Source organism: Alteribacillus persepolensis (assembly GCF_900099605.1).
In the GTDB taxonomy this organism is placed as follows: Bacteria; Bacillota; Bacilli; order Bacillales; family Marinococcaceae; genus Alteribacillus; species Alteribacillus persepolensis.
This window is the reverse complement of sequence record NZ_FNDK01000037.1, coordinates 1-20,438: the sequence shown is the minus strand read 5'-3', so window position 1 is coordinate 20,438 and position 20,438 is coordinate 1. Positions and strand designations below refer to the sequence as shown.

Sequence of the window (20,438 nt, the reverse complement as noted above, 5' to 3'; positions counted from 1 at the left end):
CATTTATCAATGATCGGTTTTACAGGACCCATGACTGGTGAATAACGCTTTTGAGGTTTCCTTTCACGAAACTCTTCTTGATTTGCGTATTTTTTAACCGTTCGAGGGTCAACCTCGACTCTCCTAGAAACATCGGCGTAACTTTCACCTTTTTGGTTTACCTCATGTCTGATATAATCAATCTGTGCCACTGCTAACATCTCCTAATAACCTCCTGCTGAACGTTGTTGGTCCAACGAGGAGTTTAAAGTTATCTTGGGGTGTTGGCAAGTGGCTTTTTTTGCGTCTAATAGACCTACATAAATTAAGTGCCAAAACCTACATTTTTAGAATGCCATAAACAATATTATTTAGTTTTTTTACAAGTTCCATTATAGATTGTTGGTAAAGAGCCTGGCTTTTACAAGGGATGTCATTAATAATGATACACAGTAGTGTTGGATTTATATAAAATACTTCTCCGCCATTATAAATATCTAGGACCCCTTTACACTCATCTATTAATTTTTCACCTACTAAATAATAAATGTTCTTATTTAAGTCATGATCCATGTATTCAATGTCCATGATATTGTATAAATACAAATAGTAACCGGAATCACGCAAGTTTAGGCAGCCCTTCCTCTTATAATAAAAAAATTCCTCTTGAGTCACCCCTCGTAAAATATCATTTAAGTATTCCGTTTTCTCTAGTTTTTTAATCCTTGTGGTCATAATATTATCGACATCTTTTTCCTTGCCGATATAGTTGAAATGACAATCATAAGTATTTCGTAGTGCATTTGTAAAGTAATTAGCTAATTTGTCAATTAAACAAGAATCATGATGAGAAGTGATGGAATAAATAATTTCATTATGTGACACAACGGTAAAGGCTAAAAGTACGGGAGAAAGTTTTGTTTCTGCTAAATCGACAAAGAAATTCTGTGTTTTGTAAATAGGATTTGATAACTGAAAAACAATAACATCGGCTTGCCATTCAACAGCTTTCTCTACACATTCATCATATGATTTAGAAATGTACACGACTTTGCAAAAATCTGCAGAGTAGGTAGTAATCATATCACTTATAGTGTTGTCCGTATAAATAATGAGTTTTAAAGCCAAAGTAAACACCTCTAAATCTCCATAGTTTTTATAGGAAAAATTATAGATGTAATTTAAAAGTATTTCAAATTTACTTTAAATAAAGAATATTACAAAAACACACCATTTACTAATGAAATCACCCCTTTATGTACAAGTGATTTAGTACACTTTGTTTAAAGAAAATGAGAAGGAGGCAAAAAATGAGCACTGAAAAAACTTCAACAACTAAAAATTCATTAGAATCTGTTCCCTTAGAGGATTTGGTTATTGCATTAAAAAAGTCTGTGTTTGAGATGGGCAGAGCAGCGGGAGGAGGATATATTGGTCAGGGCTTATGTTCAGCAGAAATGATTGCTGCGTTGTTCTTTAGAAAATTACGATTAGATCCTGAAAACTTTAATAATCCTGTACGGGATCGATTTCTTTTATCAACTGGCCATTATGCTATTTCCATTTATGCAGCTATGGCTCAGTTAGGTATGATAGATAAACAGCTTCTAGACTACTATAGTGCTGATGGATCCCCCTTGGAAATGATTGGATCTGAAACTACTCCAGGATTAGAAATTGGTGGTGGTTCTCTGGGGCAAGGGCTTTCCAGGGGGATTGGTCACGCTTTATCAGCGAAGTTGAGAAATCATTCCTGGAAAACATACGTCTACATGAGTGACGGGGAAATGCAGGAAGGACAAGTATGGGAAGCGGCAATGGTAGCTTCTCACCACGGATTAGATAATTTAATTCTTATTATAGATAATAACGGTATGCAAGTTGAAGGAAAAATTAATCAAATAACAAGCATAGATCCAATAGTAGACAAATGGAAGATATTTGGTTGGAATGTAAAGGAAATAAACGGTAATAACCTTTCGGAAGTTATGAATGCGCTAGAAACAATCCCTGAAAATAATAAACCAACAGTAATTATTTCAAACACAATAATGGGTAATGGAATATCATTTTTACATGATCGTGAGGATGCTCATTATGTGAAATGGTCAGAAGAAAATCACGTAAAAGCAATAAGTGAGTTGGGAGGAAGATAAACATGAAAAAGGTTTTTGATGCAGTTGTATACAATGGCGGAAGCGAAATAATAGAAAAGAAAAAAGTTTATACTGAGGCAATTAAATCTTTGGGTGAGAAATATCATGACGTTGTTTGTTTGACTGCTGATATGACTTATTTACTCGAAGTTGATGCATTTAGGGATAAGTTTCCTGAACGTGCCTTTGATCTTGGAGTAGCAGAGCAGAATATGATTGGTGTAGCGTCAGGTATGGCTCAAGCAGGAGAGGTTCCTTTTGCACACACATTTGGATGCTTTATAACGAGAAGAGCAATGGATCAAATAGTTAATGCAATAGCTTATGCAAAGAAAAACGTGAAAATGGTTGGAATGATGCCAGGTATTGCTAGTGATGGGGGACCTTCACACATGGCAATTGACGATATTTCAATGATGAGAAGCACTCCCAACATGACAGTAATTGATCTTGGGGATTCCACTGAGACCGAACAAGCCGTAGAAGCTGCTTACCTTCATGAAGGACCGGTTTATTTGCGAATGAGGAGAGGGAAACAGCACTATCTCTTTGATTCAAGTAAATATCAATTAGAGATAGGAGAAAGTTATTGGATACAGGAAGGATCAGACTTGTGTATTGTATCTTCAGGTATAATGACTAGTCGCGCTTTAGAAGCTGCCTCTCTTTTGGAAAAGCAAGGAATTAGTACGAATATCTTGCATGTCCCATCGATAAAACCAATTGATTCTGAGGGAATAATGGAAATGGCATCTAGAAGTAAAGCCCTTATTACTTTAGACAATCATAACGTAATAGGTGGATTAGGAAGTGCTGTTGGTGAAGTGTTATTGGAAAATCAAATCAGTTTACCATTTTACAAAATAGGAATTCAAGATAAGTTTGGAAAAGCTGCCAATGAACCATATTTAGCTCAATTATTTGGTTTGGAACCAAGTCAAATTGCTCAAACGGCCATTGCTTTTCTTGAAGGAAAGAGTAATCCTCAAGCGGAAATTGTGATGGAGCCGCAAATAGTTACCCAAGGTGGAGGTTGGGAAGAGGCATGGAAAAATTAAAATGTTTCATTTCATAACACTTTTTTGATAACGCTTACAAATACGCGAGGGATGGAAATGTATTGAAAGTAGCTGCATCCATTCCTCTCAGATTATTTACATTGCTAGATTTATGTAAAGGAGTGCGGGAAAATGGAACATTTTGAAGAATACAATAAAAGTTTTATTAATGGAGAATGGATAGAAGGGACTAGTGTACAAACGTATAAAAATAAAAATCCTTATGATGATTCCACTATCGTTACTTTTAAGTTAGCAGCAAAAGAGCAGCTAGAAGAAGCCTTTCATGCAGCCAATAAGGCTCAAACAGGGTGGGCAAAATCTTCTGCGGAAGAAAGAAAAGAAGTTATTCGAAAAGCAGCGGATTACTTGAAGAGTAATAAAGAGGAAGTCGTTCAAACGATTGTGAAAGAATCGGGTGGTACGATTTTAAAAGGAAACGTTGAACTCGGTCTTACGTTAGAAGTCATGGAAGAAGCACTGAACTATGCCGATCAACTTGGTGAAATAAAGGAAATACCTTCTTCTATTGAAGACAAAGTGAATAAAGTGTACCGTTTACCTCTTGGAGTAATTTCATCTATTTCTCCTTTCAATTTTCCTATGAATCTATCGATGAGAACCATCATTCCGGCAATCGCTTTAGGAAATAGTGTTGTTCATAAACCAGATATTCAAGTAGGGCTAATTGGAGGAGTCATCCTCGCAAAAGCATTTGAACACGCGGGTCTTCCAAAAGGTGTATTTAATATGCTCCTTACTGATATTCCGGAAATTGGAGATGGAATGATTACGAACCCTCATGCACAATTAATTAGCTTCACAGGTTCTACAGCTGTTGGGAAGCATATTGGTGAAATTGCTGGACGAAATTTAAAGCGTACCGCACTTGAACTGGGAGGCAACAGCCCATTTGTTGTTTTATCTGACGCAGATGTTAATCAAGCAGTCAATGCAGCGGTGTTTGGAAAGTTTGTTCATCAAGGACAAATCTGTATGAGTATCAATCGTCTCATCATTCATAGAGACAAGTACGAAGAGTTTGCGAAGAAATTCACCGAGAAAGTCAGAGCTCTTCGAGTCGGTGATCCTAATGATCCACATACTGTTATTGGACCGCTAATCAATCAGCAGCAAGCAGATAAAGCTGTAAGTTTCATGGAAAAAGTAAAGGAGAATGGGGCAGAGCCATTGTTGGAAGGTAAGCTCAAAGGCAGAGTGCTAAGCCCGTCTGTCTTTAAAAATGTGAAAAACAGGGATGAAGTTGCCCAATCAGAGCTGTTTGCACCAATCGGATTGCTTATTAAAGCAGATTCTGATCAAGAAGCGATTGATATGGCAAATGACTCTAGGGGAGGTTTAAGCTCTGCGATTTTCACCAGTGACTTAGATAAAGGAGCAATGCTGGCACTTAAGATAGACGCAGGAATGACGCACATTAATGATCAAACCGTAAACGATGCACCAAACATCCCATTTGGAGGAAACAAAGAAAGTGGAGTTGGCCGCTTTGGAAATCCATGGGTTGTGGATGAATTCACATCAATGAAATGGGTCTCTATTCAAAACAAGGAACGTATGTTTCCGTTTTAATAAATCAGGTATTAAAAATTGAAATGTTGTTACTAAATTTATGAAGGTTTACCCTTTTAAAAAATCTGTGAATAATTACGGGAGGGTAACAATGGAAGATAAAGCAAACGTAAGTGCTGCCGATGTCGTGCAATCGGAAGAAAAATACGTAAAAACTGGGCCGCAACCAGGTTTTTATAAGCTTGAAAGAAAAGAGATCTTTGGTTATTCCATGGTCGATCTTGCAATGAATCTTGTATTTCAGTCTGTGCTAATGTTTATAACTTTTTACTATACCGATGTGTATGGCTTGCCTGCTGCACAAGTTTCACTAATGTTTCTTCTTTCAAGATTTTGGGATGCAATTAACGATCCAATGATGGGGGCAGTGACTGAACGCTTAAATCCAAAAAAGGGAAAATACAAGCCTTATATCTTATGGGGAGCGATTCCTTACGCAGTTGTGGCAGTACTAGCATTTACGGTACCCGAATTTGGAGATGCAGGTAAATTAATTTGGGCATATCTCACCTATAATCTACTTAACATGCTATATACGTTTATTATTCAACCATATATATCTCTGACAACTGTTATGACAGCTGATCCTCAAGAAAGAACAAAATTGAATTCCGTCCGAATGACATTTGCACAAAGTGGAGGGGTTATTGTTGCTCTTTTCATCCCTTATCTCACGGAGTTTTTTGGAAAAGACGATATAGCTTCCGGGTATCAAACAACAGTAATCCTGCTTTCTGTCATTACTGCTTTAATTTTAATTTACAGTTATACCACATTGAAAGAAAGAATTAAATCGACCTCTCATTTGGATCCAGTGAAAATAAAAGACGTTATTATACAATTGACTACTAATCGTCCAAGCATCATTTTGTTTCTTCTTTTTGTAGGGGTATATGGTTTCAATACAGTGGGGTCCGCCTCTGGTATTTACTATATAACATATAACGCGGACAGATCGGACCTTGTTGGGTTGTTCTCGTTAATGAATGTACTTCCTTCCGTACTTGCGGTTCCATTTGTACCAATGCTGGTAAAAAAGATTAAGAAAAAGAATACAGTAGCACTTGGGTTAATTATAGCTGCTATAGGATCTGCCGCAATATATTTTATTCCCGTTACAGCAATTACTCTAATGATGATTGCCAAGGGCATGGCCTCAGTAGGTTATGGAATTTTGATGGGAATATTATGGTCAATCATTCCTGATGCAGTAGAGTATGCAGAATATAACACGGGAAAACGATATCCAGCTGTTGTCTACACCACGATTGGACTAGGTATCAAAGTAGCATTAACAGTTGGCGGTGTAATACCAACATGGATTTTAGCAATGGTTGGATATGTGCCAAATGCTACTCAGACTGCTGAAGCATTAGGTGGTATCGTGTTTATCGCATCTATACTGCCAGCGTTCATTTGTCTTGTAACGTTGATTATCTTTATGGCCTTCTACAACCTGACCGAAGACAAGGTTGAAAGAATAATGCGTGAATTAGCGGCACGCCATCAAACACACTAAGTGACTGGAGGACAAGCAATGGGAATTGAATTGAGTGAATTTTCGTTAAGTGAGTTTTCGTTAAAAGGGAAAGTAGCTATCGTAACGGGTGCTAATCAAGGTTTAGGAATGGGATATGCTGTCGCATTTGCTAAAGCAGGAGCAGATTTATTCATTCCTCATCTGACAGACGAAACATCTGAAATCAAGGAACTTATAGAAGAAACAGGTCAAAGAGTCGCTTTCTTACAAGGGGATTTAACGGATAAATCCTATATTGAGAATGTAGTTCGTAGTTGTATAAAGGAATATGGACGAATTGATATTTTGGTCAATAATGCAGGAGCAGGTATCTTTGATAACTTTTTTGATTACCAAGATTCGAATTGGCAAAAAGTGATGGATATTAACTTAAACTCTGTTTATTATCTCAGTCACCGAGTAGCAAAAGAAATGATGAAGCAGAATGGGGGAAAGATTATAAATGTTGCTTCAGCTTTAGCATTTGCTTCGGATAAGAATTGTCCTCCTTATACCACAAGCAAGCACGCTATTGTTGGATTGACGAAAGTTTTTGCCAATGAAGTAGGAAAATATAATATCCAAACCAATGCTATTGCTCCAGGATTCTTAGAGACTGATATGACAAAGGCTCTCCTTGAAGATGAAAAATACTACAACAAAATTGTAGATCGAATTCCAGCAGGACGTTGGGGTGAAGCGCATGATCTAATGGGAACAGCAGTGTTTCTAGCAAGCAACGCCTCAAACTATATTAATGGCTGGACAGTAAACGTAGATGGAGGATTCTCTACAACAATTTAAAAAAGGAGGAAAAATATGAAAACCATTGCAGCAGTAAAAGTTGGAAGTTTAAAAGATTCAAATGAAGAAACAAAAGGACAGGTAGGAATCATTGATTTACCACAACAAGAAGTTGGAGAAGAAGATGTTAAAATTAAAGTCGCTTATTGTTCCATATGCGGTTCTGATCCGCATTTAGTAGAAGGTATTTTTGGATGGGACCCCCCCTTTGGGCTGGGGCATGAAGTATCTGGAACGATTGTAGAGTTAGGTTCTAAAGCAGTAAAAAAAGGACTTAAAGTTGGTGATCGTGTAGCCGGAAACTTTTTGAAATTTTGCGGTAGTTGTTATTACTGTCTTAATGGACAAGAGCAGTTTTGTGAAAGTTTGCATGATTACAATCGACCTGGTATGTCTGAATACATTGTTTGGCATGAATCACAGGTTTGGAAGGTCCCTGATCATGTATCACTGAAGGAGGCATGTCTTCTTGAACCTGTATCCATTGCTGTTCGTACTGTTGACAAAGCTAACATGAAAGTTGGACAGCGTGTTGCCGTTTCAGGGGGAGGACCCATAGGTTTGTTAACATTGCAAATGCTAAAAAAATTCGGTGCCACATCCTTGACGCTAATTGAACCGATTGAAAATAGACGCAGCCTTGCAAAAGAATTTGGGGCAGACCACGTTATTAATCCCGTTGCAGAAGACGTAGAAAAGACATCAGAACAAATAACAGAAGGGAAAGGATTTGATGTTGTTATCGAGGCGTCTGGTTCTCCGAAAGCGGCGAATACAGCTGCTGATATTGCAGCTAAAGGAGCGACGGTTTTGTATATAGCAATGTTCCCGCAAGACTATGAAATGCCACTAAACTTATATAAAAAATGTTATATACAGGAACTAACGATATCCGGAATTTTTGTTGCACCTTATGCCTTTCCTCGAGCAACACAAATGTTACCAAATCTCAACTTAAAGCCATTTACACAGAAAATATTCCCTTTAGAACATGGTGTCGAAGCATTTGAAGCACATATGAGCGGCAAGTATCCAAAAGTACTAATTAAATGCAACGAGTGAATGAAAGACTGCTCTAGAGGATGCTATTAAGTTTAGGAGCTGTATTTTTACACAAAGGAAATATGGCTTCTATCATTATCTTCGCTCGGGAGTGAAGAATATATGCTGGACAGTTTATAAATGGAGGTAGATCCTATGAGATATTCAATTTGTAGTTGGACATTTGGAAACACACCAATTGAAAAAGTTTTTAATATAGTATCTGCTAAAGGATATAAACATATTGACTTGCAAGCCAAGGTAGACGATTACAATTGGCAAGAAATTAATCATTTGGCGCGAGAAAACTCTTTAAATATTAATGGACTTTTATGTGATAGTGGCTGGCCAGAAGAAGAAAAAGATTTGGCGAACAAAAATATAGTAAATAGGCAGAAGGCAGTTGATTACTTTAAAAGACAAGTGGAATGTGTAAAAGTTGTAGAAGGCAACTATTTAGTGGTGGTTCCTTCAGCTGTAGGGAAATTTCATACTATGGGGGGCAACAAATCCGAGGACTTGAAATGGGCTATTGAATCAGTTGCCAAGCTGACGGATATGGCAAAAGAACATGATATAACATTAGTGATTGAGCCTATTAATAGATATGAGAGTTGCATTGTTAATAATTCTGATGACGTCTTACATGTTGTCAAGGAAGTGAATCATCCCAATGTGAAAGCCTTATTAGACACATACCATATGAATATTGAAGAAGTGGATATGGAGGAGGCCTTTTTAAAATTAAAGGATTGGGTGGAAGTGGTTCATTTTGCTGATAGTAACCGTCGGGGTGTAGGAAGAGGACATATTAACTTTCAAAAGATAGTACATGCTATGAAGAAAATTGGTTTTGATAAAAACGTCGTGTTTGAATGTTTAGCGCCCGGCCCTCACCCTTTTAATGCTGAAAAGGGGGAGGAAACGGAAAGAATTATGTCTATGTATGCGGAAGAGTCTTTGGATAAGTTAAAAACATGGTTTAGTTGATGAAGTCGGAAACAAAAAGTAGTCTGATTTATAAGTTTTATCTAATGTCCATTAAGTAATGAAACAGAAAATAAAGTTATATCAAGATAGTAGGTTCTGTCAATATCAAGGAATACCACATTTGTTTCTACGTATGATATCTTAAATATTCTCTGTTGGTATTTGAATTTTGGATTGTTTTGCAATCTTCTTAAAGAAAGATAACTTGATAAAACTGGTTTGTTCAAAGTGTATGCGAAGTATGCAGAAACAAGGGTACTAATCGTTTGTGATTGGTACTCTTACTTTATGCATTATTACTGGATTCTTCCTGATAACTACGCTCTCAATGAACGTTCTTTGTTGTCAAAAGTTACATAATCGTTCATGACATGATAGTATGATAAAATAGTCAGAAAATTATATGGGGGGGTGAGAGCTGAGTGGTTGAAAGCTTCAATACCAGCAGCACTATGCCAAATGAGTATATTTACTGGCTTGAAGAAGCAATGGACTCTATTAATGACGGGATTCTCGTGATAGATGCACAAGGTATTGTTCGGTTTATTAATACTGAGTATACACGTATTACAGGGGTAAAAAAGGAGATGATTCTTGGAAAACCATTAAAAGAAGTACGAAAAGGTGCTATTTTACCAAAAGCGTTAAGAGATGGGAAGCGCAGGTCCGGAGTCTACCGTAGAGAAGGAGAAACAGAATACGTCATTGACACAGCTCCAGTATATAAATATGGAAAAATTGTTGGAGCTGTATCTGTCTGTAAAAGTTTGAATGAAGTTCATTTTCTCTCAACAGAACTTGAAAAAAGCAAGGAGAGACTTGCTAAACTCGAGAATACAGTTGGCCGTATGTATCAAGCTAAGTATACGTTTTACGATATTATCGGAAGTCATGGCGGGTTAGAAGATACAGTGGGGCTAGCTAAAAAAGCGGCGCGTGCTGATTTGAATATCCTCATTCAAGGGGAGAGTGGTACGGGAAAAGAGTTATTTGCCCATGCGATACATAATGAGAGTGTCCGAGCAGAATTACCCTTTGTACCTGTTAATTGTGCAGCCATTCCGGCCGAATTGCTTGAAAGTGAATTGTTTGGTTATGAGGAGGGTTCATTTACTGGTTCTAAAAGAGGAGGAAAAATTGGTCTTTTTGAGCTGGCCAATTATGGTACTCTCTTTCTTGATGAAATAGGTGACTTGCCGATGGAACTTCAGGCTAAGCTGCTTCGCGTATTACAAGAAGGAAGGATTCGTAAAGTTGGAGGTATGAAAGAAAAAGAAGTAGATGTTCAGGTGATCTCGGCAACGAATAAGGATCTAGGGAAATTGGTAGAGAAGAAACGCTTCAGAGAAGACTTGTATTACCGTTTAAATGGGATTCCAATTTGTATTACTCCGTTACGTGAGAGAAAACAAGATATTCTTTCTCTTATTAAATATTTAACGGATCAATCAAAATCTACAAAACCCATTCGCTTCACAGAAGAGACACATCGCATTCTTATCCAATATGATTGGCCCGGTAATACCCGCGAATTATTTAATGTCATTCATTATGCGCTCAGCATGGCAGAAACAGAATATATTGAATCGAAACACCTACCGGATGTTATTTATAGGAATAGCTTTAAAGCGGGTATTTCGCATGGTCAAACCTTAAAAGAAATGGTAAAAGAAACGGAACAAGAAATTATTAAAAAAACGATAGAATACTATGGAGAGACATTGGAAGGTAAAAAGCAAGCAGCGCGGCAACTGGGCATTTCTTTGTCTACCCTTTATAACAAACTCGACCAATAAATTCTAAAAAGCTGGAATGTTATTTTAATTTTTTAGAACATGTTGTTAACGCTTACAAAAAGGGTGTTCCACACATTGAGGTAATGACCAAATTCCAAGTTTTTGGAATGCCATTATGAAAAAGCCTTGTTGTAAGGCTTTTTTTGTTTGGCATGGTTGTTGCATCTGTATGTGAGTATAAAGTTATTTCATTAAAAAGGGGGAAGATTATGCTGGCTTTTTATGGTTATTTAATTATCGCCATTTTGTTGTACCTCGTACTAACGAAGAAAACCTCTGTACATTTTGCTTTAGTCGTAGTACCAATACTCATTGCTCTGATCGCTGGCTTTGGCATGGGGGAACTTGGTGAGTATATGGGTACAGGGATATCCAGTATTGCCATGACAGGTATTATGATCACTTTTGCTATTCTTTTCTTCGGAATTATGTTTGATGCAGGGTTATTTGATCCTTTAATCAATGGTGTTATTAAATATGCTGGGGGTGACCCTGTCAAGATTGCAGTCGGGACAGCCATTATTGCGATGGTATCCCACCTGGATGGGTCAGGCTCTAGTACTTTCCTTATTACGATTTCAGCACTGCTGCCTGTGTATAAAGCCTTAAGGATGAGTCCATTGACGTTAGCAGTGATTGCTGCGTTAAGTGCTGGAACAATGAATATGGTGCCATGGGGAGGGCCGATACTGCGAGCTTCAGCAGCTCTAGACTTAGATGTAATTGAGTTATACTCTCCTCTTATTCCCGTGCAGGTTACTGGTTTGACATGCGTGTTGATTGCAGCCTATTGGCTAGGCAGACAAGAACGTAAGCGTGTCGGCATTACGGAGGTAGCAGCAAGTGTGAATGCAGAAGAGACAAGTCATGTATCCGAACAGGAAAAAGAGCCAGATAAGGAAAGCTATAAACGTCCGAAAATGTTTATTTTTAATCTTTTGCTCACCATTGCAGTAATTGTTGTGTTAGTGATGGGGGTTATTCCTTTGGCTATTCCATTTGTCATTGGTGTTCCACTTGCATTAATGATTAATTATCGTAACGTAGCCATGCAACAGGAAAGGATTGAGGCGCATGCCCGTGGTGCCATCTACACCTCTTCTGTCATATTCTCAGCTGGCATATTCACAGGCATACTTACAGGAACAGGAATGATTGAATCGATGGCCAATACATCAGCTGCTATTATTCCAAGTGGCTGGGGTGAGGCTTTACCAATACTGGTTGCTTATCTATCGATGCCGCTAAGCCTATTATTCGATCCCGATTCCTTTTATTTTGGTGTATTACCTGTATTGAGTACAACTGCAGAAACATTTGGAGTTGCTCCGGAAACGATGGGACGAGCAGCTCTTCTAGGACAGATGACAGTTGGTTTTCCAGTAAGTCCGTTAACCGGTGCTACCTTTTTATTGATTGGATTAGCAGGTGTAGATTTAGGAGATCTTCAGAAAAAGGCGATCCCACTGGGGTTTGCAATCACAGCTGTTATGTCTACTGTCGCTTTGTTCATGGGACTTTTATAAATAAACAATAAGAAAGAGGGTTAAGAGATGTTAAGGATTGGAACGGGTGCTGGATTTTCTGGTGATCGTATAGAACCAGCGGAGGTCTTATTACAAAACGCTAATTTAGATTATCTTGTATTGGAATGTTTAGCAGAACGTACAATCGCACTGGCTCAACAGCGCAAGCTACATGATGAGAATAAAGGATATGATCCTCTGCTAGAAAAAAGGTTAAGAAGGTTACTGCCTTTATTGTTAGAAAAAAATGTTCGCTTAATTACTAATATGGGAGCTGCCAACCCGGTAGCGGCAGCCAAAAAAACACTTGATATTGCACGAGAATTAAATCTTTCCTGTAAAGTGGCAGCGGTTACAGGGGACGATGTTTTGGAACAAATCGATAGAAACGATATCTCTTTGGAAACGAATTGTTCCGTGTCTGACTATGGTTTATTTATTTCAGCAAATGCCTATCTAGGAGTAGAAGCAATCATACCGGCTCTTGAAACGGAGGCAAACATTATTATCACGGGAAGAGTAGCTGATCCTTCTCTATTTTTGGCCCCGCAAATACACCATTTTGGTTGGTCGGTAGATGATTATAACAACCTAGGTCAAGGCATAATAACAGGACATTTGCTAGAATGCTCTAGTCAAGTGAGTGGCGGATACTTTGCAGATGCCTGCAGAAAAGAAGTACCTGACCTTGTGAATATTGGGTTTCCTTATGCTGAGATAGGCGCTGATGGACGATCTGTTATTTCTAAGGTAGAAGGAACAGGTGGACTCATTGATGTAAGGACTGTGAAAGAGCAGTTGCTCTATGAGGTTCATGATCCTGCTAATTATATGACACCTGATGTTATCGCGGATTTCTCTACTGTCCAGTTACAAGAAGTTGGTAAAAACCAAGTGGAAGTGTCAAATGGAAGTGGCAAAGAAAGGCCAGAAATGTTGAAAGTCTCCATTGGTTACCATGCAGGCTTTCTAGGAGAAGGAGAAATTTCTTATGCAGGTACGAATGCACTAGCTCGTGCAGAAATTGCAGAAGAGATTGTGAGAAAGCGTCTATTCGCTGAATTCCCAGACTTACGAACTGATTTTATTGGGTTATCATCTGTCCACCGAACACATTTTAATGGAACAACTCCATATGAAGTAAGGCTTCGAGCCGCAGGTTATCATCAATCGGAGGAAATCGCCGCGTTAGTAGGAGAAGAGGTAGAAGCCCTCTATTTAAATGGGCCAGCGGCTGGCGGGGGAGTTCGAAAGAAAGTCACGGAATCAATTGGTGTTTTATCTACTCTAATAAATAGAGAGCAAGTAACATCAAAGGTCTATGTGGACGGTTACACAAACAATGAAGAGAGGAGCAGTATAAATTGAAATTATTCGAGATTGCTCATAGCCGCGCAGGGGACAAGGGAGACATAGTGAATCTATCCCTCATTCCTTATGAAGAAAAAGATTACGACAAATTATGTCGTAGTGTCACCGCAGCAGCAGTAAAAAATCATTTGAAAGATATTGTTAATGGGGAAGTTGTGCGTTATGAGCTGCCTAACATTAAAGCATTGAATTTTGTCTGTTACCAAAGTTTACTTGGTGGAGTTACTACTTCACTTGCTATGGATACGCATGGAAAAACGTTAAGCAGTGCGTTACTAGAAATGGAAATTCATTAATTTCGTTTGTAGATGAAAAAGTCCAGGGACGTTCTTCTAGAAGGTCAAAAAGAAGTTTGTTATTGGATGAAAAATAAAATGTAAAGGGAGATGGATGATGACATATAAAACGCTTATTGTTGCAGTAGTGTTTAGCTTGTTGGTCCCCTTTCACGGAGCATTGGCACAGGAACAATCAGCTGAAAACGTTAGTGTACTAGGAGCGGATAATATTACGATTAAATATTTTGATGGAGAAGATGGAAGCTGGCTTACTACAAAAAACCCTGCCCAATTAGAGGCTGCTGGGGGATTAAACAATGGGTTGGTCCCTACAAACTGGGGAAGTGAAGAAAATCAAACAGGATGGCATCAAATCTACCAACCTGCAGCTATTACGGGGACTCAAGTAAATGGAACGTTTGGGGATGCACATTTTGTGATTCGCGTTCCAGACGATTGGAACGGTAAACTAGTAGTATCTGCTCCGGGGGGTTATGGTTCTGAAACAGGAAATGACATTTTGTTTAGCGATTTCGTATTAGAAAAAGGATATGCTTACGCTTCTACGGATAAAGGAATATTTCCAGGTGATGACGGTTTAGTCCCCGAAGAAAATACGATTAGTGAATGGAGTATGCGTTTTAGACAGTTAACGAAAGCCACGCAACAATACCTTGTTGAGAATTATAAAGATGGCTTAATTGATCCTCAAGATGAACAAAATCCTGCTAGTAAACTAGTTAGTGACGATCATCTGATTCCTACTTATGCTGTTGGTGTCTCTAATGGCGGGTATGTTGTACGATATGCTTTAGAAAACGATGGGGAAGATAAAACGGGTGAACCCGCCATTTTTGATGGAGGAATTGATTGGGAAGGTGTATTGTGGCGGGCAAACGAGCCTAATTTAATTACTTCTTATACAGAAGTTGTTAATAACGCTCAGGAAGCACTATACGGAGAAGGGAAAAAGCAAGAAAAAGCCATTCAAGCTCTTTATGATGTAGGTGTCCCGAAAGGTACAGAACACTATTGGGTGACTCAGGACCAGCATAAATGGTTTAACACATTAAACAGATACCGTGATGAACTTGACCCGCGTGCTAAAAAAACGATTGAATGGAAAGACTATACAAATTATGACCAGTTTGGTTTAAGGGATAGGTCAAATGATTATATATTTAAAAACTATGACTTCCTAAAGCGACCGGATGAAGTGAAGCAAAATGTTGAAGAAATTGAAAATACTGGTGACATTAATGCGCCAATGATTACTGTATTCGGAACATGGGATACGATTCTTTTCCCTTCTGTGCACGCAACACCGTATCAAAAGCTGATCGAAAAACATGAAAAAGGGCAAATGCACCGTATGTATACCATTAAAAAAGGGGCACACTTGGATTCACTAGTTAGAAGCGACTACGATCCTGATAATCAAAGGCAGCCACTGCTTCCATATGTTCATCAAAGCTTTGACCTTTTGATCGACTGGGTAGAAAAAGATATCAGTGCGCCAGAAGGTCGTGTGATAAACACTCCAAAAGATGGAACAAAGGTTATTGACATAAAAACAAGAGAAGAAACGCAACCGTATTAAGCGAGTATAAGGCATATGCTCTTACAGACCATTCAGTCTCACATTAAAAAGAAAAAGGCTGTTTATGTAGTCATTAAAGAAATAGAAGTCTTTTATCCAAAACAAAGGGGCTGTTGGGATGGCTCCTTTGTTTTATTTTGGTAAAACCTATAAGTAAAGAGAACACAGTTGGAACCATCGTGAAGTTTTGTTTATTAGTTTCCTGAAGTTATATCGTAAACATCTTGTCCACGTAGTGAATCCATTCTTTTGCTGCATGAGATTGGTAGCTGTTTTTACGCCAAATAATAGCTAAATTCCATGATATAGTGGGATTTGTCACAGACAAAGTGGATACTCCGGACAGTTCTATCTTTTGACAGAGGGTTTCCGGCAAAAACGTGATACCAAAATTCTTTTTTACCATTTCCACAAGAAAATCCCACTGGGTGCTTTCGTGCGTAATGTCAGGTTCAAATCCTGCTTGAATACAACCTTCTCGTACTCGGTCGTATAAAGAAAAGCCTTTTTGAAACATAAGGAAAGCTTCATCACGCAATTCGCTCATTTGAACATGTTTTCGTACAGCTAAGGGATGATCTGATGAAACAACGAGTAAAAGATTCTTATTAATAAGAGGTCGAACTTCAAATAACTCAGTGTCCACCGGCAGGATAGCTACTCCCACGTCAATATTACCTTCTAACAGAGACTTTTCCATAATTTTTGCCCCTTCTTCTATGATGTGCATGTTTGTCTCGGGGTATTGTTTTCGAAACCCAGCGATGACATCAGGGAATACATTCGAACCAATCACAGGCGGCAGCCCAAACTTAAAGCTGCCTTTCTTTCTTGATTTAATATCCTCGGCTGCTTTTTTCATATCCTCCATGCCTCGCATCAACTGCTGGGCATGAGAGAGCATCATTTTTCCTTCTTCTGTTATCTGTAAATGACGTGTCGAACGGTCAAATAAGCGAATGCCCAGTTCTTCTTCGAGGTGGAGAATGGATTTGCTGAGAGCTGGCTGAGAAATATGAAGTTTATTACTTGCTTTTGAGATACTTTTTTCTTTATTTACTTCAAGAAAGAAGTGTAATTGTTTGAAGTCCAAGTCAATTCATCCTATTCCTTTTAAGAATAAATATATAATTTTTATCTATTTTACTTATGAAAACGCTTTTAGTAAAGTGAATGTAAGAAGAGGTTTAAATTTTCAAACAGTTACATTAATCATAAAAGAGGTGCTCAAATGACGAAACTCGCAACGTCTTTTAAAGAAAGTGTTCGCAAAATTAAGGACGGTGACACGGTCATTGCAGGGGGATTTGGTCTTTCTGGAATTCCAGAAAACGCCATTATGGCGTTAGCGGAACAAGGAACAAAAGACCTTACGATTGTCAGCAATAATTGCGGTGTGGATGACTGGGGGTTAGGTCTGCTGCTTCAGAACCGCCAGATCAAGAAAATGATCGCTTCGTATGTAGGAGAAAACAAAACACTAGAATCCCAATATTTAAACGGGGAGCTGGAAGTAGAACTCGTTCCTCAGGGCACACTGGCTGAACGCATTCGAGCTGGAGGCGCTGGTATTCCTGGATTTTACACACCGACTGGTGTAGGAACACCGATTGCAGAAGGCAAAGAATATAAAGAATTTAATGGAAAGACATGTCTTTTAGAAGAGGCCATCGTTGGTGATGTGGCCCTGGTGAAAGCATGGAAAGGCGACACTTACGGGAACCTCATTTACCGTCGCACAGCTCGTAACTTTAACCCGCTCGTGGCAGCAGCTGGAAAATACACCATTGCAGAAGTAGAAGAGGTAGTTGAGGTTGGTGATTTAGATCCTAATTATATTCACACACCAAGCATATACGTACAGGATTTGTTAAAAGGGGAAACTTACGAGAAGCGAATTGAGAAGTTAACTGTTCGGGAAGCATAAATCTATTTATTAGGAGGGATTAAGGGTGGCTAATGCTCGTGAGAAAATTATTGATCGTGCTGCTCAAGAAATTGAAGACGGAATGAATGTAAATTTAGGTATCGGAATGCCTACGATGATTGCGGACAGAATCCCTTCATCTAAACACGTTTTTTTACATTCGGAAAACGGCTTGTTAGGGATTGGGCCTTATCCAGAAGCTGGTGAAGAGGACGCGGATTTGATTAATGCTGGAAAAGAAACAGTGACGGCGAAAAAGGGAGCGTCCTTTATTGATAATGCGGAGTCTTTTGCGATGATTCGCGGGGGACACGTTGACCTTGCCATTCTAGGAGGAATGGAAGTGTCAGAGCAAGGAGATCTTGCAAACTGGATGATTCCAGGAAAAATGGTCAAAGGTATGGGAGGGGCCATGGATATTGTCCAGGGGGCACGCAAATTGGTTATCATTATGACTCATGTCAATAAGCAAGGTGACTCTAAAGTTCGATCTGCTTGCGACCTGCCGTTAACGGGAAGCAAGGTGGTAGACCGTTTAATCACAGATATGGCTGTATTTGACTTTACAGATGAAGGCATGGTCTTAAAAGAAATATTGGATGGATCCGATGTTGAGAGTGTTCGTGAAAAAACGGAGGCCGATTTTACAGTAGATAAATCGCTCCTGCAAAAGGAGGGATCTAATTGACGAGTGAAAAAGTAGTTCTGGCAGGTGCAGTCCGTACGCCAATTGGCACATTTCAAGGGGCTTTCAAAGATGTATCTGCCGTGGATCTAGGGGCTGCGGCGATTGATGCATCTCTGAAGCGGGCAGGTGTAGAACCGGGCCAAGTTGATGAAGTGATTATGGGGAATGTTCTTCAAGCAGGGCTTGGACAAAACCCAGCGCGGAATGCTGCGATGCGTGCTGGTCTTTTGGAATCGACTCCTGCGATGACCCTTAATAAAGTGTGCGGTTCTGGATTAAAAGCTGTTCATTTAGCAGGCCAGGCCATTCAAGCAGGAGACGCAGAAGTCGTGGTAGCTGGGGGAATGGAGAACATGAGCCAAGCTCCTTATTTAGTCAAAGGAGCACGAACTGGATTTGGCATGGGAGATCAAAAGTTCATCGACAGCATGATCCATGATGGACTGATGTGTGCTCTAGAAGACTACCACATGGGAATAACAGCGGAAAATATTAATGATCAGTATAATATCTCAAGAGAACAGCAAGATGAATTCGCGGTCCGGAGTCATCAAAAGGCTGCGCAAGCCCAAAAAAACGGAGCATTTGCAGAAGAGATAGTTCCTGTTTCCGTCCCGCAGCGGAAAAAGGATCCAATCGAAGTATCTCAAGATGAAGGTGTTAGGCAAAATGCGTCTGTGGAGACGTTGGGCAAGTTAAAACCTGCTTTTAAAAAAGACGGAAGCGTGACAGCCGGCAATGCTTCTGGAATTAATGACGGAGCAGCGGCTGTCATCGTAATGAGCGAGCGCCGGGCAAAAGAACTGAACATTACCCCATTGGCAAGTATTCGCACGAATGCCAGTGCAGCCATTAAGCCAAGTATCATGGGAATTGGCCCTGTTTCGGCGACAGAGCGGGCATTAAAAAAAGCAGATATGGCAATGGAAGATATCGATCTGGTCGAGGCAAATGAAGCCTTCGCTGCTCAATCAATCGCTGTTGGGCGTGACCTGAACATTCCTGAAGACCGTTTGAATGTAAACGGTGGTGCTATTGCTTTAGGACATCCGATTGGAGCCAGCGGAACCCGTGTACTAGTCACATTGCTGCATGAAATGAAGCGCAGAGAGAGTACCACAGGACTTGCTACTCTTTGTATTGGCGGCGGCCAGGGCGTCGCAACGATTGTAGAGCGTGGATAAAGACAGCGGCGTATGATTATCAGTTCTGCGGTTAGATACACAGTCATGATAAAAGGAGATATAGGCTTTATAAAAAAGTATAGAATGAAAAAGAACAAGGATGGGTGCTTGTTCTTTTTTTACATTCTTATGACTTGAACAACTAGAATGAACACCACAGCGTATGATCCGCTGCATTTTACAATGATTTTTGTTTTTAGCTTCTACACGATCCAATGTTTCTAAGAGTTAGGTACATAATGCTCAGCGAGATGTTTGAGCGGACCATGCACATATTTTATCGAAAGTATCTGTAAGTTGTTGACGTTTCTTTTTTAGGATGATACACTAATGTTCGTGCTTTTGAAGAGAAGGGGTAACGATAATCTTTGACCTTTTCCATAAAGTTCAAACAACTCTTCATGAATGGATGAGAGAAGCGACAGAGTTGTGATATTATGGGCCGCAATGAAAAGTGAACACCTATTGCAAGGGAAACGAAGTCAGCTAAACGCGGCAGGTTGTAAGTCCATTTCCTTTGATTTCAGCAAGTTGATCCCTCTTGCCAGTACATATGGAGATTATAATGAAGGGTGAATGCACTGGATTGCAAATCCGGCATGCATAGGAACCCTCCCCATTGCTTGTCCTAAATACGTTATTGGGCTATAGCCAAGTGGTAAGGCAACGGATTTTGATTCCGTGATGCGCTGGTTCGAATCCAGCTAGCCCAGCCACATACGCGGAAGCAGTTCAGTGGTAGAACGCCGCCTTGCCAAGGTGGGGCTGGAAGTTTGAATCTCGTTTTTCGCTCCAGCATGGGTTCAGGAGTGACGTGAATATCTAAATGAAATTGCCGGGGTGGTGGAATTGGCAGACACACAGGACTTAAAATCCTGCGGTTGGTGTACAACCGTGCCGGTTCAAGTCCGGCCCTCGGCACCATTTT

Annotated in this window: 17 protein-coding genes, 2 tRNA genes and 1 pseudogene; 17 read left to right on the top strand and 3 right to left on the bottom strand. The window is 39.5% G+C overall.

Annotation, left to right across the window (positions count from 1 at the left end; translation table 11 throughout):
* Positions 1-200, bottom strand: a pseudogene (locus BLT18_RS16865) (IS21 family transposase); the annotation flags it as partial.
* 118 nt (positions 201-318) lie between these two features.
* A complete protein-coding gene (locus BLT18_RS16860) occupies positions 319-1,116 on the bottom strand; it encodes a hypothetical protein (RefSeq protein ID WP_091276684.1) in 798 nt (265 codons plus the stop codon).
* Between the two features lie 173 nt (positions 1,117-1,289).
* Here BLT18_RS16860 and BLT18_RS16855 point away from each other — a divergent pair, with 173 nt between their 5' ends.
* From BLT18_RS16855 to BLT18_RS16800, 12 genes are all read left to right on the top strand, one after another.
* Positions 1,290-2,135, top strand: coding sequence for a transketolase (locus BLT18_RS16855; protein ID WP_175487580.1), 846 nt, complete (start codon positions 1,290-1,292; stop codon positions 2,133-2,135).
* 2 nt (positions 2,136-2,137) lie between these two features.
* Complete coding sequence (locus BLT18_RS16850) at positions 2,138-3,193, top strand: transketolase family protein (protein ID WP_091276678.1); 1,056 nt, start codon at positions 2,138-2,140, stop codon at positions 3,191-3,193.
* Between the two features lie 132 nt (positions 3,194-3,325).
* On the top strand, positions 3,326-4,786 hold the full coding sequence (locus tag BLT18_RS16845; RefSeq protein WP_091276675.1) for an aldehyde dehydrogenase family protein: 1,461 nt from the start codon (positions 3,326-3,328) through the stop codon (positions 4,784-4,786).
* 91 nt (positions 4,787-4,877) lie between these two features.
* Positions 4,878-6,305 carry an MFS transporter gene (locus tag BLT18_RS16840; protein WP_091276672.1) on the top strand — a complete coding sequence of 476 codons (1,428 nt, stop codon included), beginning with the start codon at positions 4,878-4,880 and terminating at the stop codon, positions 6,303-6,305.
* Between the two features lie 18 nt (positions 6,306-6,323).
* The gene (locus tag BLT18_RS16835; RefSeq protein WP_091276670.1) at positions 6,324-7,109 is read left to right on the top strand and encodes a glucose 1-dehydrogenase; all 786 of its coding nucleotides are present in this window, start codon (positions 6,324-6,326) and stop codon (positions 7,107-7,109) included.
* Positions 7,110-7,124: 15 nt separating this feature from the next.
* Positions 7,125-8,171, top strand: coding sequence for a zinc-dependent alcohol dehydrogenase (locus BLT18_RS16830; protein ID WP_091276668.1), 1,047 nt, complete (start codon positions 7,125-7,127; stop codon positions 8,169-8,171).
* A 135-nt stretch (positions 8,172-8,306) separates the two neighbouring features.
* The gene (locus BLT18_RS16825) at positions 8,307-9,140 is read left to right on the top strand and encodes a sugar phosphate isomerase/epimerase family protein (RefSeq protein WP_175487579.1); all 834 of its coding nucleotides are present in this window, start codon (positions 8,307-8,309) and stop codon (positions 9,138-9,140) included.
* A 422-nt stretch (positions 9,141-9,562) separates the two neighbouring features.
* Positions 9,563-10,936, top strand: coding sequence for a sigma-54 interaction domain-containing protein (locus BLT18_RS16820; RefSeq protein ID WP_245705312.1), 1,374 nt, complete (start codon positions 9,563-9,565; stop codon positions 10,934-10,936).
* 209 nt (positions 10,937-11,145) lie between these two features.
* On the top strand, positions 11,146-12,462 hold the full coding sequence (locus tag BLT18_RS16815) for a CitMHS family transporter (protein WP_091276662.1): 1,317 nt from the start codon (positions 11,146-11,148) through the stop codon (positions 12,460-12,462).
* A 27-nt stretch (positions 12,463-12,489) separates the two neighbouring features.
* The gene (locus BLT18_RS16810; protein ID WP_091276659.1) at positions 12,490-13,830 is read left to right on the top strand and encodes an acyclic terpene utilization AtuA family protein; all 1,341 of its coding nucleotides are present in this window, start codon (positions 12,490-12,492) and stop codon (positions 13,828-13,830) included.
* Entirely contained in the window at positions 13,827-14,129 is a 303-nt protein-coding gene (locus tag BLT18_RS16805; RefSeq protein WP_091276656.1) for an AtuA-related protein, read from the top strand. The genes BLT18_RS16810 and BLT18_RS16805 overlap by 4 nt, the downstream gene beginning before the upstream one ends.
* Positions 14,130-14,226: 97 nt before the next feature.
* Positions 14,227-15,711 (top strand): alpha/beta hydrolase, encoded by a 1,485-nt coding sequence (locus BLT18_RS16800; RefSeq protein WP_245705311.1) that lies wholly within the window; start codon positions 14,227-14,229, stop codon positions 15,709-15,711.
* 208 nt (positions 15,712-15,919) lie between these two features.
* Here the strand turns inward: BLT18_RS16800 and BLT18_RS16795 are convergent, their stop codons facing one another.
* The gene (locus tag BLT18_RS16795; protein WP_091276653.1) at positions 15,920-16,804 is read right to left on the bottom strand and encodes a LysR family transcriptional regulator; all 885 of its coding nucleotides are present in this window, start codon (positions 16,802-16,804) and stop codon (positions 15,920-15,922) included.
* Between the two features lie 138 nt (positions 16,805-16,942).
* Between BLT18_RS16795 and BLT18_RS16790 the strand changes: the two genes are divergently transcribed.
* The 5 genes from BLT18_RS16790 to BLT18_RS16770 all read left to right on the top strand — a co-directional run bounded on the left by BLT18_RS16790 (position 16,943) and on the right by BLT18_RS16770 (position 20,434).
* On the top strand, positions 16,943-17,638 hold the full coding sequence (locus tag BLT18_RS16790; RefSeq protein WP_091276650.1) for a CoA transferase subunit A: 696 nt from the start codon (positions 16,943-16,945) through the stop codon (positions 17,636-17,638).
* A gap of 25 nt (positions 17,639-17,663) precedes the next feature.
* Positions 17,664-18,326: a 3-oxoacid CoA-transferase subunit B gene (locus tag BLT18_RS16785; RefSeq protein WP_091276647.1), complete on the top strand. Its 663-nt coding sequence runs from the start codon at positions 17,664-17,666 to the stop codon at positions 18,324-18,326.
* Positions 18,323-19,510, top strand: a complete 1,188-nt coding sequence (locus BLT18_RS16780) for an acetyl-CoA C-acetyltransferase (protein WP_091276645.1) — start codon at positions 18,323-18,325, stop codon at positions 19,508-19,510. Before BLT18_RS16785 ends, BLT18_RS16780 begins: the two co-directional genes overlap by 4 nt.
* 641 nt (positions 19,511-20,151) lie before the next feature.
* Positions 20,152-20,226: transfer RNA gene (locus BLT18_RS16775), tRNA-Gln, on the top strand.
* 118 nt (positions 20,227-20,344) lie between these two features.
* A tRNA-Leu gene (locus tag BLT18_RS16770) sits at positions 20,345-20,434 on the top strand.
* Positions 20,435-20,438: the final 4 nt, after the last annotated feature.

Bases quoted from the DNA above. Each gene is read 5' to 3' on its own strand.
- BLT18_RS16855 (WP_175487580.1), top strand. From the start codon at position 1,290: ATGAGCACTGAAAAAACTTCAACAACTAAAAATTCATTAGAATCTGTT.
- BLT18_RS16850 (WP_091276678.1), top strand. From the start codon at position 2,138: ATGAAAAAGGTTTTTGATGCAGTTGTATACAATGGCGGAAGCGAAATA.
- BLT18_RS16845 (WP_091276675.1), top strand. From the start codon at position 3,326: ATGGAACATTTTGAAGAATACAATAAAAGTTTTATTAATGGAGAATGG.
- BLT18_RS16840 (WP_091276672.1), top strand. From the start codon at position 4,878: ATGGAAGATAAAGCAAACGTAAGTGCTGCCGATGTCGTGCAATCGGAA.
- BLT18_RS16835 (WP_091276670.1), top strand. From the start codon at position 6,324: ATGGGAATTGAATTGAGTGAATTTTCGTTAAGTGAGTTTTCGTTAAAA.
- BLT18_RS16830 (WP_091276668.1), top strand. From the start codon at position 7,125: ATGAAAACCATTGCAGCAGTAAAAGTTGGAAGTTTAAAAGATTCAAAT.
- BLT18_RS16825 (WP_175487579.1), top strand. From the start codon at position 8,307: ATGAGATATTCAATTTGTAGTTGGACATTTGGAAACACACCAATTGAA.
- BLT18_RS16815 (WP_091276662.1), top strand. From the start codon at position 11,146: ATGCTGGCTTTTTATGGTTATTTAATTATCGCCATTTTGTTGTACCTC.
- BLT18_RS16810 (WP_091276659.1), top strand. From the start codon at position 12,490: ATGTTAAGGATTGGAACGGGTGCTGGATTTTCTGGTGATCGTATAGAA.
- BLT18_RS16800 (WP_245705311.1), top strand. From the start codon at position 14,227: ATGACATATAAAACGCTTATTGTTGCAGTAGTGTTTAGCTTGTTGGTC.
- BLT18_RS16790 (WP_091276650.1), top strand. From the start codon at position 16,943: ATGACGAAACTCGCAACGTCTTTTAAAGAAAGTGTTCGCAAAATTAAG.